Origin of the sequence: Luteolibacter sp. Y139 (genome assembly GCF_038066715.1) — a bacterium.
GTDB lineage: Bacteria > Verrucomicrobiota > Verrucomicrobiia > Verrucomicrobiales > Akkermansiaceae > Haloferula > Haloferula soli.
Map to the genome: position 1 here is coordinate 243,221 of NZ_JBBUKT010000003.1, position 16,846 is coordinate 260,066.

The window sequence follows — 16,846 nt, forward strand, 5'->3', positions numbered from 1 at the left end:
TTCACGTCCCGAAAGGAAGAATCCCATGTCCACCGAAGCCAAATGCCCGTTCCACCACTCCGCGGCCACCAGCGCCACCACCAACCGCGATTGGTGGCCGAGCCAGCTGAAGGTCGAACTCCTCCACCAGCACTCCTGCAAGTCCGATCCCATGGGCTGCGACTTCGACTACGCGGCCGAATTCAAGAGCCTCGATCTCGCCGCGCTGAAGAAGGACCTCGCCGCGCTGATGACCGACTCTCAGGACTGGTGGCCCGCCGACTTCGGCCACTACGGCCCGCTCTTCATTCGCATGGCCTGGCACAGCGCCGGCACCTATCGCACCGGCGATGGCCGCGGCGGTGGCGGCCGTGGCCAGCAGCGCTTCGCCCCGCTCAACAGTTGGCCGGACAACGTCAGCCTCGACAAGGCCCGCCGCCTCCTCTGGCCGATCAAACAAAAGTACGGCCGCAAGATCTCATGGGCCGACCTCATGATCCTCACCGGCAACGTCGCGCTCGAAACCATGGGCTTCAAAACCTTCGGCTTCGCCGGTGGCCGCGAGGACACCTGGGAGCCGGATCACGACGTCTACTGGGGCACCGAGAAAACCTGGCTCGGCGGCGACGAGCGCTACGCGAAGGGTTCACCCGGTGTTGAAAAAGACGGCGGCGTGCTCGTCTCGGACGACAATGCCGACGGCTGCATCCACTCGCGCAATCTGGAGAACCCGCTCGCCGCCGTGCAGATGGGCCTCATCTACGTCAACCCGGAAGGCCCCGACGGCAATCCCGACCCGATCGCCGCCGCGCGGGACATCCGCGACACCTTTGGCCGCATGGCCATGAATGACGAGGAAACCGTCGCGCTCATCGCCGGCGGCCACACCTTCGGCAAGACCCACGGCGCCGGCCCCGCAGACCACGTCGGCCCCGAACCCGAAGCCGCCGGACTTGAAGCGCAGGGCTTCGGCTGGGGCAACAGCTTCGGCACCGGCAAGGGCGGCGACACCATCACCAGCGGCCTCGAAGTCACCTGGACCCAGACGCCCGCGCAATGGAGCAACTACTTCTTCGAAAACCTCTTCGGCCACGAATGGGAACTCACCAAAAGCCCCGCGGGCGCCCAACAGTGGGTGGCAAAGGGAGCCTCTGCGGTGATTCCCGACGCGCATGACCCCTCCAAGAAGCGCCTGCCGATGATGCTGACCACCGACCTCGCGCTGAAGGCCGATCCAGCTTACGAAAAAATCTCGCGCCGCTTCCTGGAGAACCCCGCGGAGTTCGCCGACGCCTTCGCCCGCACGTGGTTCAAGCTCACCCACCGCGACATGGGCCCGCGCGCCCGCTACCTCGGCCCCGAAGTGCCCGCCGAGGAGCTCATCTGGCAAGACCCCATCCCCGCAGTGGATCACCCACTCGTCGATGCGAACGACATCGCCGCACTGAAGAGCAAGATCCTCGCATCCGGCCTTTCCGTTTCGGAACTCGTTTCAACCGCATGGGCATCCGCCTCCACCTTCCGCGGCTCGGACAAGCGCGGCGGCGCAAATGGCGCCCGTATCCGTCTTGCCCCGCAAAAGGATTGGGAAGTCAATCAGCCGACCCAACTGGCCAAGGTCCTAACAGCGCTTGAAGGCATCCAGAGTTCCTTCGGCAAGAAGGTCTCGTTGGCCGACCTCATCGTACTCGCCGGTTGCGCCGGTGTCGAACAAGCCGCGAAGAACGCCGGCCACACCGTCACCGTTCCCTTCACCCCGGGACGCGCAGATGCCTCTGCCGAGCAAACCGACATCGAGTCCTTCTCCGTCCTCGAACCACTCGCCGACGGCTTCCGCAATTACCTCAAGGGCTACTACTCCATTCCGTCCGAAGTCCTGCTCATCGACAAAGCCCAGCTCCTCACCCTCACCGCACCCGAGCTAACCGTGCTAGTCGGCGGTCTCCGCGTCCTCGGTGCCAATGCTGGTGCCTCAAAGCAAGGCGTCTTCACCACCCGCCCCGAAGCGCTCACCAATGACTTCTTCGTGAACCTCCTCGACATGAGCACCGAGTGGAAGCCGACCTCGTCCGACGCCGCCGCCTTCGAAGGCCGCGATCGCAAGACCGGCGCACTCAAGTGGACCGGCACCCGCATCGACCTCGTCTTCGGCTCGAACTCCCAACTCCGCGCCTTCGCCGAAGTCTACGGCTGCACGGACTCGCAGGAAAAATTCGTCCACGACTTCGTGAAGGCATGGGACAAGGTCATGAACCTCGATCGCTTCGATCTCGCGTAAGCTTAAGGCTCTAACAAAGCCGGGTCACGACAGTGACCCGGCCTTAAGGAGTGTCGACATTCTGTCGACACGGCGTGGATAGAATGTCCACGCTCCTTACGCCCTCTCAACTACCACAGACCCCGTAGAAACCCAACATCCACGGTCTCAAGCGAAGCCTCGATCCGATCCGGCTCCTCCTTCGCCAGCGACTCCGCCGGATGCGTCGTCGTCACCGCCACCGACTTCATCCCCGCCGCCTTCGCAGCACGAATCCCAACGTGCGCATCCTCAATCACCACGCACGACGCCGGATCAGCCCCAAGCTTGGCCGCCGCCTTCAGGAAAACCTCCGGATCTGGCTTGCCCCGCGAAACATCTTCCGACGTAGCGATGTCATTGAAGAACGACGCCAGCCCGGTCAGCTCCAGCACGCACTCCACATTCGCCCGCGGCGTCGATGTGCCGATCGCACACGGAATCCCCTCCTTCTTCAACCCCTCTAACAGCGCCACCACTCCCGGCAGCGGCTCGATCCCGTCCGCCCGCAGGATGTCACGGTAGAGCACCTCCTTGCGATCCCCCAGCTGCTGAATCCGCTCGCGGTCACCCTCCTCCGCCCAACCAAGGAACGGCAGGATGCTCTCGTTCCTCTGCCCGAAGGTAGACACAAAGGTCTCCCGCGTCAGCGTCTGCCCGAGTTCCTCCGCGAGCATGAACCAGGAACGCTCATGCGCTTCGTGGGAATCAATCACCACGCCATCGAAATCGAAGATCACCGCGGAAAAGGGCATGACCGGAGCATGCCGCGATGCACCCGCTCCATGCAAGGCAAGCTACGGCGCTTTCGGCTTGGGCGGCGGCGGAAAGGCGAGGCGCCCATCCATCTTGCCGTCTTCGGCATCCACCTCCCTCATGAAGGCTTCCAGCTCCCCTTCATCCACCACTCTCTTCTCGATGAGAAACCGCGTGAGAGCCACCACGGCGAGGCGGAGCTCCCCATTCTGCCGCGTCAGGCGATCGATCTGCATGGCAGCACTGGACAACTTCGAGCTGCTCTCGGCCTGCTTCACCGCCTGCGCCTTGATGGCATCGCGTTGTTGGTCGATCGAGAAGCTCTGGCTCAGGTCGCCAAAGAAGAGGTCGGATAGCAGTCCCATGCCGCGATCATCATGCAAGCAATCCCAACTGCGCCAGTTGAATCCCGGCCTTGGATTCTCATCACAGGAGATCAAGGAGCTTCAAGCTGGCTGGTCACCATCGAGTGATCCGATCCATGACGAGACCGGCGCGTCCACACCGCCTTCCATCCCGGCCCGAGCCAGATGTGGTCAATCGTCAGCAAGGGAATCCCATAGGCCCACGTCTCGCGGAAACCGTGTCGCGGACCATCGTCCGCAAGCGTCAGCCCCTGCTCCCTCCATGGCCGGAACCATTTCGACTCCGGCGGCGTATTGAAGTCGCCCAAGATGATCGCCTTCGGATCGCCCGCCGCGGCCTTCAAGATACCGGCCAGCGATGGCTCGCGCGAAATCCACGGCTGCGAACGGACATCCACCACAATCACGGTCTGCTCCCCACCGCGTGTAAGCGCGACCTTCACCCGGTGGCAGCGGAAGAGGTCGTGCACGCCCAGCGACTCATGGGAGATGATCTTGCCACGTACGCCGAGCATCGTACTTCCGTCAAAGCGCTGCCACTCGTGGTCGGGATTCGCCGCGATGAAGTGCTGCCATTCGTCGGCACTGAAATCACCGCATTCGATCACCGCCGAGATGTCTGCCTGCCCCACGGCGCGCCACCCGGCGGGGTTCTCATTGAGGTGGCGGCCCGCATTCCAAACCGAGGCGAACAGCGTTTCCTCCCGGATCGCCGGTTGGTCGCTTCGCCACGAATGCCAGCCTTCCATCAACGACACGATCACACAGGTCACCGCCATTACCCGGAAGCCCCAGTGCTTCAGCACGCCTGCCGCCAGCGCTCCCGCGAGCAGCCGCAGCAGCCACGGCGTTCCATAGAACAAGGTCGCCGTGAGGGCGTTCCCATCCCTGCCACGGCACAAGAGACCCACCCAAGCGATCGCCAGGCCACCCGTCGCGACGCCACGCAAGATCCGCAACCGTCGCTCGCGCGTCATTTCCCGAGGTTGAGGATTTGTTCGAGAATGGCTAGGTAGTCCTCGAAGGCCTTCCGCCCCGGCTTCGTCAGCACATACAACGTCTGCGGCCGGCCATCACCCGTGAGCTTCTCGCCGGAAATGTAGCCCGCCTGCTCCAGCGTGCGCAGGTGGGTGATCAGGTTCCCGTCGCTCATGTCCAACTCGCCCTTCAGGTCCTGAAACGGCCACGGCTCGACCCGGGAAGCGAGCAGCGTCATGATACCGAGCCGCCCCTTCTCGTGAATGGTTTTGTCGAGTTTGGAAAAGTCGATCATGCGCCCGGCCCGTCGCGGCGGGTGGTGGTGACGATGGCCGCCCCATAAAGCAAGTGGAAGCCCCCAAACGTGGCGGCCATCAGTCCGGAAGGACCGAGCCTTACCAGCAGCGGATTCATCGACTGGACAAACGTCACGCCGGAGAAGGCAAGTAACCCGCTAGCCACAAAAGCAAGACCCAGCCAAATCATCGATTTGGGAGCGAACTCCCGGATCGCCAATAGCGCCAGCCCGTAGTGGAGGATCCAGAAACAGGCGGCGAAAAACTCGCCGTTCGCGAGTCCATACTTGAGATACAGAAGACCGACAAACCCACCGACGACCAGGGACGGCAGCGCTCCGCGCAACGCCACTTTCAGCCCGTGCGACCACAGCGAACGGCCGTGGGCTTGGGAAATCCGCAGCAGTTGCCACAACGCAAACAACAGCACGATCGCCAGGCCGCCGAGCCAAATGCCCCCCCATCTCCACCCATGACGATTCTCCGACATCCAGCCGGCCGCCAGCGACATCGCCCCACCTACCAAGGCAGCTTCACCGGACAGTGCGCGGAAGATCGTCGCGCGTTCCATCATCGTTCGGATCACCCGCAATTGTTCCGCGGCTTCCTGGTGGGTCGTCATGCGCCTTGCTTTGCCATGCAAAGCGTATCCTTCACAAGCGTTCTTCACCAGCATCGCTGAATTTATTCAGCCCGCAGGCCTAGGGTCCGGCGGCCACCCGGAAAAATCGTCTCTGCCCGGACGCAGGGAGCGTCACCGCCATCGTCCCGCCCGTCCCATACAAATGAATCGCCTCGGAAGCCCACGGACCGGCCAAGTTGGCAGCCGCATCGACCCGATAGGTCTGGCCGAGGACGGAAGGAAACGAAACGGTGAAGTCGCTGCCACTCCGCTGACCAGCGGCAAACAAGCGGCTCGCGAAATTGCGCGGCGCAGTGCCCGCCAGGAACTCGTCCAGATTTGAAAACCCGTCGCCATCGAAGTCCAGGGCCGCATCCGCAGCATTGGCAGAGCTCAATCCCGGGATCGTGCTCTCGTAGGCATTCGGCAACCCATCGCCATCGCTGTCCGTGGTGGTCACCGTCACGCCGTTGGAAAAGTCCGAAGTCCCGCCCCCACCGCGAGCCGTGGCAGTGATCACCTGGCCGGCGGAAACCGGCACAGGAAGTACGAGATTGATCGTAGCCACCCCCGCACCATTCGCCGTGACACTACCGCTTCCGATGAAACGCTTGCCGGATATCGGAAAGGCACTCTCTGAAGAAAAGACTTCGAGCACGTAGCTGGCATTCGCCGCTCCATTCAGCGAGCCGCTCACCTGCGTCGTCACGCCCAGCGTTGCCGAGGCCAGCACCGGTGCCAGTTGGCCACCGTTCAAGCTGTTCACCGTGATCCCCCGCCAGCCATTTCCATAAATCGAATTCCGCGAGAACTCATGGCCCCCGGTGCCCGCATCGTAGAGCACGATCCCGCTGCTCGCGTTACCCGCGATCACATTGGCGGCACCAGCATCACTGCCACCGATGAAGCAGGACTGGGCCCCATTCTGGATCGCGATGCCATTGAACTGGTTCGTGAACGAAAGCGCCCCCGTGGCCGTCGGCCCGATCCGATTGTTGCGCACGAAATTCCCGTGAGTCGCTGCATCCGCGATCAATACACCCACACTGGCATTCCCGGAAACCAGGTTGCCGCTGCCCGGCCCATCGCCAAGCTTGTTGGCACTACAGCCACCCGTTAGATAAACTCCGGCGAAGCCATTGGCCAGCGCCCCTGTGCCCGCCGCATTCGTCCCGATGAAATTCCCCACCGCGAGATTGTCCGTGGTGCCCGCATCTCCGAAAGCAAGACCCACCGTCCCATTGCCGGAGCAAAGATTGCCTTCGAGCCGGTTGCCGGTCGCGCCTTGGAAGACCGTCAAACCCGCAAAGCCATTCGCCACGGCCGCTGTCCCCGCTGCATTCGTCCCGGCGCGATTTCCCTTCACCACATTTCCCGTAGTCCCGCTCCCACCGAGCCGCAGGCCTTCCGAGACATTCCCGGAAAACACATTGCCCTCGATCAAATTGTTAGAAGCCCCGCTGATCACATAGCCACCGGCGAAGCTGTTAGGCACCGCCGCATTTCCCGTCACATCGGTGCCGATCCAATTCCCGCGCACCGTGTTGTTAGACACACCGGCACCCGTCAGCCACAGACCGGCGGAAGTATTTCCCGAAATCAAATTCCCCACCGTCGTGCTTCCGATCACCTGATCATGCGCCCCACCGGTGACGATCACTCCCCCGGCACCGTTCGCCCTCGCAGCAGTCCCCGCCGGATTGGTCCCGATATAGTTGCCCAGCACCTGATTCCCGGAGGTGCCACTGCCCGACATCCAGATCCCATACTCGCCGTTTCCGGAGAGAACGTTCCGCTCCGCGTAGGTCGTGCCGCCAATGGTATTCCCACTCGCCCCGTCCGTGATCTGGACCCCTTGCTTCACATTCGGCGCCGCATTTCCCGCCGCATTCAGCCCGATCCAACAGCCCGACACCGCATTTCCCGTCGCATCCGGCAGCTCCATCACAATCCCGCACCATGGGAAACGAATGATCCCCAGCCCCTTCACCCGGCACCCCGATTCGCGGATCAGGAAACCCGGGGCCTCTCCCGACTCCACCGGCATCGCCGAGCCATCGAGAAACACCACCGGCTGCCCCGCAAAGCCCGGCTGCGTGGTCGCATCAATGACCACCCCATCCGTCGCCAGCGGCGGCAGGAAAGCCGTCGGCTTGATCGTGAAAGTGCCCGCGCTGTAGCCCGGATCGCTCGTCGGAATGTCGAACGTCACCGGCGTGCCGGGATGATCCTCCGCGTAGTAAATCGCCGCCCGCAGGCTGCCCGCCCCTCCATCCGCCGTGGTGGTCACCACCGCCGACGGAGCCACCGCCGGCGGCCCATACAGGAAAGCCATCACCGCCCGGTCACCGGGACTCAGCGCCTGGTTCCCCAGCCGCGGCTGGAATTTCGAATAACCCGGCTTCACCTGGATCGTGTCCAGCACCCCCGGCTGCACTGACAGCAGGTCGCGGCCATAGTGCATCACCGACTCGAAGTCATACGGCCCGTAGGTCGTAGTCCCCGCCGCCACTGCGAAAAGAGCCTCGTTCCCCGGCACGATATTCCCCGTCAGGACTTGGATGTAAGTCCCCCGGTCCGGCCGCTGGTGCTCGTGCTCCAGACCGAAGGAGTGGCCCATCTCGTGGCAGATCTGCGCGCGCGTCAGGCTATTGATCTCCACCACCTGCGGCTGGCTGCCCGACGCCCGGTTCGGCCCCTGCGGATCATACTTGAAGAGCACATACTGCGTCTGGGCCGTCCTCGGCACGAACTGCACATTCGCCGCCAGCTCATACTCGCGCAGCCCGGACAAGTAGATCGCCCGTTGCGGGGCGGACACGCCGGCATCGAAGACATAGGGAACCACGCCCCCCGGCCACGGCACATTGCCGGGAGAGATCGTACTCGGATACAGCCCGCCAAACGCAAGGGTGGCGGACCAAAGGAAGAGCAACGCAGGAATTCCTGCGCGGGGGGTCATGGGGGGATTTTACGGCAAGGCGGACGGCAAGTCTATTTCCCGCCTTCGTAGTGGGTGGACAGGTGCCGGAAGCCGTCATTGTATCCCCAGAGATACTCGTTGCGATGGGCACTCGGCAGGGTCCGGTCCTCATTGATGTGAGGATCGTAGGCCAGGCCGTAGAGCCGATCGCCGCTGCCGTCGACCTGGCCGCGGTAGTAGGCATCGTGCTGGCTGTAGCCGGCCGCCTGATAGCCGGGAGCGTAGGAAGTGGAACAAGACGTGCCGGCACAAACCAGAATCACGCCCAGTGGGACTAGGATGAACGTTTTCATAGCATCCTCCCTCTAACACCGGAATTCCCCCGGGTCGAGGGGCTTTTCAAACGGATGCCCTAGCGCTGATAGGCACCCCGGGGCTTCGGCGAGGCGAGGGCGGTGAGCAGCAGCCCCCCGACAAAGCCCCCGATGTGAGCGCCGTAGGCGACTCCCCCGCCCGCATGACCCGTCAGGGACGTGTAATCGAAAACCACCCCGATCACCCCCATCATCGCCAGTTGTCCGGGCGGCACCGGGCGGGACATCGGCCAGATATGAGGCTCCGGCAGGTGCCAGCGGGTGGTCAGCCCCAAATAGGCACCCTCGAATCCCATCACCGCCCCGGAAGCACCGAGCATGGGGACGAAATCCCCGGCATTCAGCACCACGTGGAAAATGCTCCCGCAAATGGCGGTGACGATGAAAATGAGGAACATCCACCGCACCCCGATCAGCTCCACCATCAGCGCGGCGAAGATCCACAGGAACAGCATGTTGTAGATCACGTGCTCCGCATTCGCATGCAGAAAGGCGCAGCTCAGGAGCGTCCCGAAGGCCTTGAAGTCACCCACCCCGGCAGTCCCGGCGCGCAGGCTCTGCCAGCTCTCCGTGATCTTGCCGGGCACCGCCATGTAGGCGGCATACCACTCTGGCCCGCGGATCTCCTGAAACAGGTAGATGCCAAACATGACCCCGATCAGCCCGAGCAGCGGGCCCTGATCGCGGAAGAGTTGGCGCACGGCATCGTTTCGCATCGGCCGCAGACCATGGGCTGACGCCCTCCGCTCTAGCAAGTGCGGGAACCGGCAGTCCACCGCCGGCCGGAATCACCCGGGAATATCCACCCGCAAGCGGGCGAACAGCCTCGACCCGACGGCCAGCGTGCGCGGGATCTGCACCCGCACCCGGTCGACCGAGCCGCCGAAGAAATTACCATCCTCGGCCACGGTTACTCCATCGACTCCCCCTTCAGCCTGGGTCCAGCCTGTCAGGTCGCTCCCATATTCCACGAAAGGATTGTAGGGAGCCGAGTCATCGCTGCGGCGGAACGAGAACGTCACGTAATCCTCATCCACGGTGATCGTCGGCAGCAGGCTGCTGGAGTCCGATCCCGGACCAGAAGGATCACCGCCAATGACGAATTCGATGCCGTTCGGGATCCCATCACCATCGGAATCCACCGCGGAACCCGCGCCGCTGATGCCATGGGTGGTTTCCCACACCCCGTAGGCGTCCTCCGGCGGAGCGCCGTGGACGAGGCAAAGCGGCACGAAGAGGCCGAACGCGAGCAAGCCGGTGCGCAGGGAGGATGGGGCTTTCATGGAGAGGAGAGGTTACGGGTGATCCCGGCTGAAACGCTCAGCACTCCCCGCCGGTTGCCCCTATCGAAGCGTTTTTTTGCCCGGTTCCCATAAAAGATTTTGTATGACAACTTATCCTCCCTTCCTCGAAATACCAGACTTCCGACTTACGGAACTCCTTCACTCCCTGCGATCTCACGACAAAAATTTGAATCGCTGCCGGATTTTCGACGTTATAGAGGGTCACTCGTTATCAAACCATGAAAGCTATCCCCGCCCTCGTTGCGCTCATCGCGCTCGCCCTCCCCGGTTTTGCCGCGGACAAGAAGGACAAGTCCGCAGCCTCCGTGCCGGACGCCTCGGTCAGCAAGGTCCAGTGGACCGAAGTCGTCAACGGAGCACCCTTCGATAAGGAAGGCCTCGCCGGCAAGGTCGTCGTCGTCGAGGAGTGGGGCGTGCACTGCGGCCCCTGCATTGCCAGCCTGCCGGAAATGGCCAAGCTCGCGAAGCGCTATGACAAGAAGGGCCTCGTGGTCGTCGGCCTCGAGCGCCAGCAGGGCAGCAAGGATGAGATCATGAAGCTCATCAAGCCGGCCCGCGTCGAGTACCCGGTGATGGCCGGCGGCTCCAGCGGCGTCGCCAGCGAAGGCATCCCGCACGCCTGCGTCTTCGGCACCGATGGCAAGCTCCTCTGGCACGGCCACCCGGCCGACGGTGCCTTCGAGGACGCCGTGAAGGACGCCCTCAAGGCCGTGGCCAAGCCCGCCGCCAAGTAATCAGTCCGGCCCCTGTTCTTTCCAAACGCCGCTCCGGTCACGCCGGGCGGCGTTTTTTCGTGCCGCGGTCCGGGCCGGAAATTGATATCTGGGTCCGCCTCCCATGCCCACCGACCCTGAGAACAATCCCTATCTGCCGCCGGCATCCGATCCCACCGCGCCGGAAGCTCCGGCCAACACCACCGGGGGAGAGCCCGACTCGCGCATCAAGGACCCGCGCAGCTGGGGCTGGGCCGCGATTACCTTCATCTGGATCTTCTGCCTGACCTTGACCCTGCAATGGTTCACTCCCCCGCACCCCGTGTGGGAGGCGATCGTGACGCTTGCGATCGGTATCAGCGTCACCGCGTCGGTCATCAGCTACCTCGGCTGGCTCCACCTCATCATCACCAATGCGAAGACCATCCATCCGGGCTCGAAGATCTCGCACGGCTGGGCCATCGGCAGCTACTTCATCCCCTTGGTGAACTGGATCTTTCCGCCAATGATCATGAAGGAAATCGCCGACGCGACCTTCCGGCAGCGCACGCCCCGCGCCCTCGTCTACATCGTGGTCGTCTGGTGGGGTTCCTTCGTCGTCTCGGGTCTCCTTCGGAAATTCATGCCTCCTTCCCCTCTCTATACGGCCACCATCTGGATCCCCGGCATCTGCGTGGCCTGGCTGATCATTCGCATCAGTCTCAGGCAATTGGATTGGCGTAACGAAGGACTGCCCGTCCCCCTCCAACCCATGGTGATGCCGGGCAGCGGCCCGCGACCGGTCGCCGCCACACGCATCCCGGGCCCCGTCAATCGCCCCGCTCCCGCGGAAAACCTCCCCGTGATTCCGGATTCGGAAACCGAATAGCTGCCCCCTCATTCCCTTCCACTCATGGATCCCGAGGAGAAAGAGCTCAATCCCTACGCCGCTCCAGCCGCTATCGAAGCTCCGGCAGCTGAGGCCACTCCGGACGTCGCCAGCCAATACCGTCTCTATCGCGACAATCGCACGCTCGCCGCTTGGCTTGTGGGCCTGCTGGTCTTAGGCGCCCTCGTCAATCTCGCGCGAGGCGGGCTCCACCTCGCCTACACCCTCACCGCCTTCGCCGCAGATCAGAAGCGGGTGAAGATGATCGAGGGCATCATGAACGGCCTCGGCTTTGTCATGTTCGCCTGCATGATCGTTTTCGGCATATGGATCGTCCGCTCGGCGAAAAACGCGTGGCTCTTCGCCGAAGTCGCCCGCTTCCGTAAGCGGGTCGATTTCCAAGTGCAGCAGACTTACTTGCAGGACACCCCAGGCTGGGCCGTGGGCTGGTACTTCATTCCCATCGCCAACCTGTGGAAGCCCTTCGTGGCGATGCGCGACATCGTTCGCGCGTCCACGATGCGCGAAGGCCTGCCAAGTTTCCTACTGCCTACCTGGTGGACCTTGTGGATCCTCTGCAATTTGGCCGACAACTCGCCGCAGATCCTCAACAACCCCAGTTTCGAGTGGAGCGCCACCTTCCTCGCGGCGGCATCGGCAGGTGTGCCTGGAGTCCAAATCGCGCTACACCTCATCGCGATTGTGCTGGTCCGCGCGGTCACCGCCCTGCAGACCGACACCGCCGCGGCCATGGCGGCAGCCACGCCCGCGGACCCGCTACCGTCACGCCCCCGCCGCGCGCGGCTTCCCCGCCAAGAATAGCAGCACGTCCGCCCGCGCGATCGCCCCGAGGAAAGTCCCGTCCGGCTTGGTCACCGGCAGCCGCTCCATTTCCGCCCGGCTGAAGAATTCCAGCGCCTCGCCCATCGTCTGGTCCGGGGCACAGCGCGGCACGTCCTCGTGCATCACATCGCGGGCGATCAGCAGCGATTCCAGCTCCGGCTGATCGAGATAGGGCTTGATGTCGTGCAGCGAAATCACCCCGGCCAGGTGCTCTCCATCCACCACATGCAGCGAATCCCGGCGGCTCTGCAGGAAAGCCCGCGCCACCTCGCCGAACGATGCATTCGGGGAAAGAACCGCCGCATCCTTCGCCACCAGGTCGCCCACCTTGAGCGTCGCCAGATGTTGCGCGACGATCACCGCGCCCTTCCGCTCCAGTGCCTCGCCATAAAGCGGCCGCACCCCCATCGCCCGGCACAGGTAATACCCCGCCCCGCTGGCAACCACCGCCGGCAGGATCACCTGATAGTTCAAGGTCAGCTCGAATAGCATCAGGATCGCCATCACCGGCGCACCCGTCGATGCCGCCAGGAATGCCCCCATCCCCACCAGCGCGAATGCCTCCGGGTGCAGTCCCGCACCCGGTGCCACCACCGAGGCCAGCACCCCGAGCAGATAGCCGATCGCCGCCCCCGTGAAGAGCGTGGGCGTAAACACCCCGCCGACCGCCCCGGAGCCGAAGGTCGCGCTCGTCGCCACCACCTTGCACACCAGCGTCACCGCCAGGATCTGCCAGGCCCCGGGACCATGCAGCACCGAGAACACCAGCGCCCGCCCGTTCCCCGCCACCTCGGGGTGAAACCAAGCCAAGCCACCCACCACCAGTCCTCCCAGCGCCAGCCGCGCCGGTGCCGGCAGCTTCAACCGCGAAAACGCCATCTCGCCCGCCTTCAGCAGCCACAAGAACACCGGCACCAGCAACCCACTCACCAAGCCCAGCCCCAGATACCACAGCAGCTCCAGATTCGACTGCAGCGTGATCGCCGGCGCGGCGTAAAGCGCCTCCGCCCCGTAGTGCGAGCGCGTCACCAGCACCGCCACCACCGAGGCGATCACCAGCGGCCCGAAGGCCTCCATCGCCAACGAGCCGAGCACGATCTCCGCCACGAAGAACGCTCCCGCGATCGGCGCATTGTAAGCACTCGCGATCCCCGCCGCCGCCCCGCACGCCACCAGCTGCCGCTTTTGCGCCAGCGGAAATGCCCGCCACCGCCCGAACAGTGACGCAGCCAGCGATGACAACTGCACCAGCGGACCCTCCCGCCCAATCGAAGCTCCGGACGCGGCCGAAAACCACGCAGAGACCGATTTGATCAAGCTCACCCGCACCGCCAGATTCCCGTCTCCCACCACCACGGCTTCCATGTAGTCGGTCGAGTGCGCCGCCGTCTTGTAGCGGCTGCCGAACCACAACGTGATCCCCGCCAGCAAGCCGCCCAGCGTCGGCACCAGCAGCCGCTGCCACGGCTCCATCGCCCGGAAGCTCTCCACATAGCCCTCGGCCGGACTCTCGCCATGGCCGGTGAAAACCCGGTGCAGCCACTCCGTCGCCTCCTTGAAGCCGATCGAAGTCCACGCCCCCGCGAATCCGATCACCGCCGCCCAGAACAAAGTCGCCTGCCACTCGTTGAAGTGGAAGCGCTCGCCCCACCAGATCCGCAGCCGCACCAGCCGGCGGGTGCCGGTTCCCAAGTTCGTGCTGCTGCTGCCCGCCCCCGTGCTCATGTCATCCCTCCAGGATCGACCGGAAAGAAGCCTCGTCCGCTGCCCCCATCAAGTCCGCCACGATCTTCGGATCCCTCAGCCGTCGCGCCAGGGCCGCCGTCATCGCCAGATACTCCGCGATCCGGTCCGGCGGCACCCCGAACAGAAACACCAGCGACACCGCCGTCCCGCTGAAATCCACCGGCTCCCGACATCGCGCCGCCGCGAACACGATCTCCGACACCGCCCCCGTCCGCGCATGCGGCAGCGCGATCCCGCACCCTAACAAGGGCGGATTGATCTTCTGCCGCTCCAGCACCGCGCCAATGAAAGCCGCATGGTCGCGAATGCCAGCCTTGCCCTCTAACAATCCCGCCACCGACCGGATCGCCTGCTCTTCCCCGCCCGCCTCCAGATCGAGGGTGATCGGAGACTCGGGCGGCAGGTAAGACGGCATTCCTCATCCAACAGGTCCACCCCCTCCAGTGGCCACCAAAAAGCACGACGTTGTGTCTCAGCGCGCCCGGTCCACCCGCACCAGCGTGAGCCAGCTCTTGCCAGTCGGCTTGGCATCCTTGCCGCGCGGCGCTTCCTGCACGGATTTGATCCGCCACTGGTCCTCCCGCAGCCGGACAATGCCATTGGTCCGGGTCGTTGAGAACGCGGGCATCTCGATCATGAGATCGTCCGCACCATAGGAGATCATTCCCACAAGCGCCACGTTCTCAAAGGAAACGCTCACGTCCCACGTCTTCTTCTCCGCCTCCACCGGCTGAACGGCCGCTTCAAGGGTCTCACCCGTGTTCCGGGTTTCGAAAGACGTCGGGACCGCGTATTTCCCCGCCGACTCCAGCCATCGCTCCCACGCTGGATTGCCCTTCTTCGCATCCTTCGGATCGATGCCGGCGGGTGGCGTTTCCGGCGGCTCGTATTCAGTCGGATAGATGAACTCCAGGACCGACTCGTCCGTCGTCCGCGACTTCTCGTCAGTGGACGAAACCAGCGAGTGAAGGAGGGACGCGGCGGGATCTGCGAGCAGCTCCTTTCGCAACACCTCCAGCTCATCGGAGCCGTGCACAGCATCCAGCCGGGCCGCCAGCACCTTGGTTTCCATCTCCCAGACCTCGAAGCGGACTTGTAGCGACGCCCGGGTTTCCTTCCCGCGGTTGACTGGAATCTTCACCACCGTCTCCGGTGGCCCTCCGACAGCGAATGGATCCGTTTCCACCGGCCCCTCGGGGACATCGGTATCTTCCGGCGCCATTTCCGGCCCCGGCTTCGCGGGCGGGGCAGCTTCAGGCTTCGCCTCCTGTCCAGTGGCTGCGGCAAGTCCCAGCAGCCACCCCAGCAACAACATCGTTCGGATTTTCATGATCAAAAGGGGGAGACTGACTAAACGCAGCGACCGCTTTCCGCATTCATTCCCGTGCGAAAAAAATCGCGCGCCGTCAGATCCGACCAAGCTCATCTCAAGGGGCCAAGGACGCGCACCTCAGGCTCTTGTTCCGATCTTTGCGTCCTTTGCGCTCTTTGCGGTTAATTTTCCAAATCCGCAAATCCCCTGCGCATCATTCGCGTTCCCTCACCCTCAATCCCTGCTAGACCAACCCCGCCATGTTCTCCGACGCGCTCGCCAGCCACCTCCGCACGACGCTTTCCGAAATCGAAGCCGCCGGCCTCTACAAGCGCGAGCGCCTCATCGACTCGACCCAGAACTCCACCGTCCGCCTCAAGGACGGCCGCGAGGTCATCAACATGTGCGCCAACAACTACCTCGGCCTCGCCGATCACCCCGAGGTCGTCGCCGCCGCCAAGGCCTCCCTCGACCGCTGGGGCTTCGGCATGGCCAGCGTCCGCTTCATCTGCGGCACCCAGACCCTCCACAAGCAGCTCGAGGAAACCATCAGCCGCTTCCTCGGCACCGAGGATACCATTCTCTACCCCAGCTGTTTCGACGCGAATGGCGGCCTCTTCGAAGTCCTCCTCACCGAGGAAGACGCTGTCATTTCCGACTCCCTCAATCACGCCTCCATCATCGACGGCGTCCGCCTCTGCAAGGCCAAGCGCTTCCGCTACGCCAACAACGACATGGCCGACCTCGAAGCCCAGCTCCAGGCCGCCGATGCCGCCGGCGCACGCTTCAAGCTGATCACCACCGATGGCGTCTTCTCCATGGACGGTATCATCTGCAATCTCGCCGCCGTCCACGCCCTCGCCGAGAAATACAACGCCCTCGTCCACTTCGACGACTGCCACGCCACCGGCTTCCTCGGCGCACGCGGCCGCGGCACCCACGAGCACTGCGGCCTCTTCGGCAAGATCGACGTCACCACCGGCACCCTCGGCAAGGCCCTCGGCGGCGCATCCGGCGGCTACACCTCTGGCAAGAAGGAGATCATCGACCTCCTCCGCCAGCGCTCCCGCCCCTACCTCTTCTCGAACACCATCGCCCCGCCCATCGTCGCAGCATCGATCAAGGTCTTCGAAATGCTCGAAGCCTCCACCGAACTCGCCGACCGCGTGAAGTCGAACACTGACTACTTCCGCAACGCCATGGCCACCACCGGCTTCACCATCGCCGGCAAGGACCACCCGATCTCTCCCGTCATGCTCGGCGATGCCGCCCTCTCCCAGAAGTTCGCCGACAAGTTGTTAGAGAAAGGCGTCTACGCCATCGGCTTCTTCTACCCCGTCGTCGCCCAGGGCAAAGCCCGCATCCGCACCCAGATCAGCGCCGCCCATACGAAGGAGCAGCTCGACAAGGGCATCGCAGCCTTCGTCGCCACCGGTAAGGAGCTGGGAGTAATTTCGTGATGTTGTGAATG

At 63.8% G+C, this 16,846-nt stretch carries 17 protein-coding genes; 5 read left to right on the plus strand and 12 right to left on the minus strand.

Features of this window, described 5'->3' with window-relative positions; translation table 11 throughout:
- Window positions 1-25 precede the first annotated feature (25 nt).
- Complete coding sequence (gene katG / locus WKV53_RS09455) at window positions 26-2,257, plus strand: catalase/peroxidase HPI (protein WP_341404325.1); 2,232 nt, start codon at window positions 26-28, stop codon at window positions 2,255-2,257.
- A gap of 110 nt (window positions 2,258-2,367) precedes the next feature.
- On the opposite strand, the gene WKV53_RS09460 is transcribed toward katG, so the two are convergent.
- The 9 genes from WKV53_RS09460 to WKV53_RS09500 form a co-directional block, all read right to left on the minus strand.
- On the minus strand, window positions 2,368-3,030 hold the full coding sequence (locus WKV53_RS09460) for an HAD family hydrolase (RefSeq protein ID WP_341404326.1): 663 nt from the start codon (window positions 3,028-3,030) through the stop codon (window positions 2,368-2,370).
- 42 nt (window positions 3,031-3,072) lie between these two features.
- Window positions 3,073-3,396 carry a hypothetical protein gene (locus WKV53_RS09465; RefSeq protein ID WP_341404327.1) on the minus strand — a complete coding sequence of 108 codons (324 nt, stop codon included), beginning with the start codon at window positions 3,394-3,396 and terminating at the stop codon, window positions 3,073-3,075.
- Window positions 3,397-3,467: 71 nt separating this feature from the next.
- Entirely contained in the window at window positions 3,468-4,373 is a 906-nt protein-coding gene (locus tag WKV53_RS09470) for an endonuclease/exonuclease/phosphatase family protein (RefSeq protein WP_341404328.1), read from the minus strand.
- Window positions 4,370-4,669: a transcriptional regulator gene (locus tag WKV53_RS09475; protein WP_341404329.1), complete on the minus strand. Its 300-nt coding sequence runs from the start codon at window positions 4,667-4,669 to the stop codon at window positions 4,370-4,372. The genes WKV53_RS09470 and WKV53_RS09475 overlap by 4 nt, the downstream gene beginning before the upstream one ends.
- Window positions 4,666-5,292: a hypothetical protein gene (locus tag WKV53_RS09480; protein WP_341404330.1), complete on the minus strand. Its 627-nt coding sequence runs from the start codon at window positions 5,290-5,292 to the stop codon at window positions 4,666-4,668. Before WKV53_RS09480 ends, WKV53_RS09475 begins: the two co-directional genes overlap by 4 nt.
- Window positions 5,293-5,371: 79 nt before the next feature.
- Window positions 5,372-8,254 carry a M12 family metallopeptidase gene (locus WKV53_RS09485; protein WP_341404331.1) on the minus strand — a complete coding sequence of 961 codons (2,883 nt, stop codon included), beginning with the start codon at window positions 8,252-8,254 and terminating at the stop codon, window positions 5,372-5,374.
- Between the two features lie 32 nt (window positions 8,255-8,286).
- Complete coding sequence (locus tag WKV53_RS09490; RefSeq protein WP_341404332.1) at window positions 8,287-8,568, minus strand: hypothetical protein; 282 nt, start codon at window positions 8,566-8,568, stop codon at window positions 8,287-8,289.
- Window positions 8,569-8,627: 59 nt separating this feature from the next.
- Complete coding sequence (locus WKV53_RS09495; RefSeq protein WP_341404333.1) at window positions 8,628-9,305, minus strand: rhomboid family intramembrane serine protease; 678 nt, start codon at window positions 9,303-9,305, stop codon at window positions 8,628-8,630.
- Window positions 9,306-9,377: 72 nt separating this feature from the next.
- On the minus strand, window positions 9,378-9,872 hold the full coding sequence (locus tag WKV53_RS09500; protein WP_341404334.1) for a hypothetical protein: 495 nt from the start codon (window positions 9,870-9,872) through the stop codon (window positions 9,378-9,380).
- Window positions 9,873-10,111: 239 nt separating this feature from the next.
- On the opposite strand from WKV53_RS09500, the gene WKV53_RS09505 reads away from it, so the two are divergent.
- The 3 genes from WKV53_RS09505 to WKV53_RS09515 all read left to right on the plus strand — a co-directional run bounded on the left by WKV53_RS09505 (window position 10,112) and on the right by WKV53_RS09515 (window position 12,296).
- On the plus strand, window positions 10,112-10,627 hold the full coding sequence (locus WKV53_RS09505; RefSeq protein ID WP_341404335.1) for a TlpA family protein disulfide reductase: 516 nt from the start codon (window positions 10,112-10,114) through the stop codon (window positions 10,625-10,627).
- Between the two features lie 103 nt (window positions 10,628-10,730).
- Window positions 10,731-11,474: a DUF4328 domain-containing protein gene (locus WKV53_RS09510; protein ID WP_341404336.1), complete on the plus strand. Its 744-nt coding sequence runs from the start codon at window positions 10,731-10,733 to the stop codon at window positions 11,472-11,474.
- Between the two features lie 24 nt (window positions 11,475-11,498).
- Window positions 11,499-12,296, plus strand: a complete 798-nt coding sequence (locus tag WKV53_RS09515; protein WP_341404337.1) for a DUF4328 domain-containing protein — start codon at window positions 11,499-11,501, stop codon at window positions 12,294-12,296.
- Here the strand turns inward: WKV53_RS09515 and WKV53_RS09520 are convergent.
- From WKV53_RS09520 to WKV53_RS09530, 3 genes are read right to left on the minus strand one after another with little or no spacing between them, the layout of a single operon-like run.
- Window positions 12,258-14,042 (minus strand): ClcB-like voltage-gated chloride channel protein, encoded by a 1,785-nt coding sequence (locus WKV53_RS09520; protein ID WP_341404338.1) that lies wholly within the window; start codon window positions 14,040-14,042, stop codon window positions 12,258-12,260. The two genes, WKV53_RS09515 and WKV53_RS09520, sit on opposite strands and share 39 nt — an antisense overlap.
- A gap of 1 nt (window position 14,043) precedes the next feature.
- Window positions 14,044-14,478: a PTS sugar transporter subunit IIA gene (locus WKV53_RS09525; RefSeq protein ID WP_341404339.1), complete on the minus strand. Its 435-nt coding sequence runs from the start codon at window positions 14,476-14,478 to the stop codon at window positions 14,044-14,046.
- Window positions 14,479-14,535: 57 nt separating this feature from the next.
- Window positions 14,536-15,393, minus strand: a complete 858-nt coding sequence (locus WKV53_RS09530) for a hypothetical protein (protein ID WP_341404340.1) — start codon at window positions 15,391-15,393, stop codon at window positions 14,536-14,538.
- A gap of 242 nt (window positions 15,394-15,635) precedes the next feature.
- Here WKV53_RS09530 and kbl point away from each other — a divergent pair, with 242 nt between their 5' ends.
- Window positions 15,636-16,835, plus strand: coding sequence for a glycine C-acetyltransferase (kbl, locus tag WKV53_RS09535; RefSeq protein ID WP_341404341.1), 1,200 nt, complete (start codon window positions 15,636-15,638; stop codon window positions 16,833-16,835).
- Window positions 16,836-16,846: the final 11 nt, after the last annotated feature.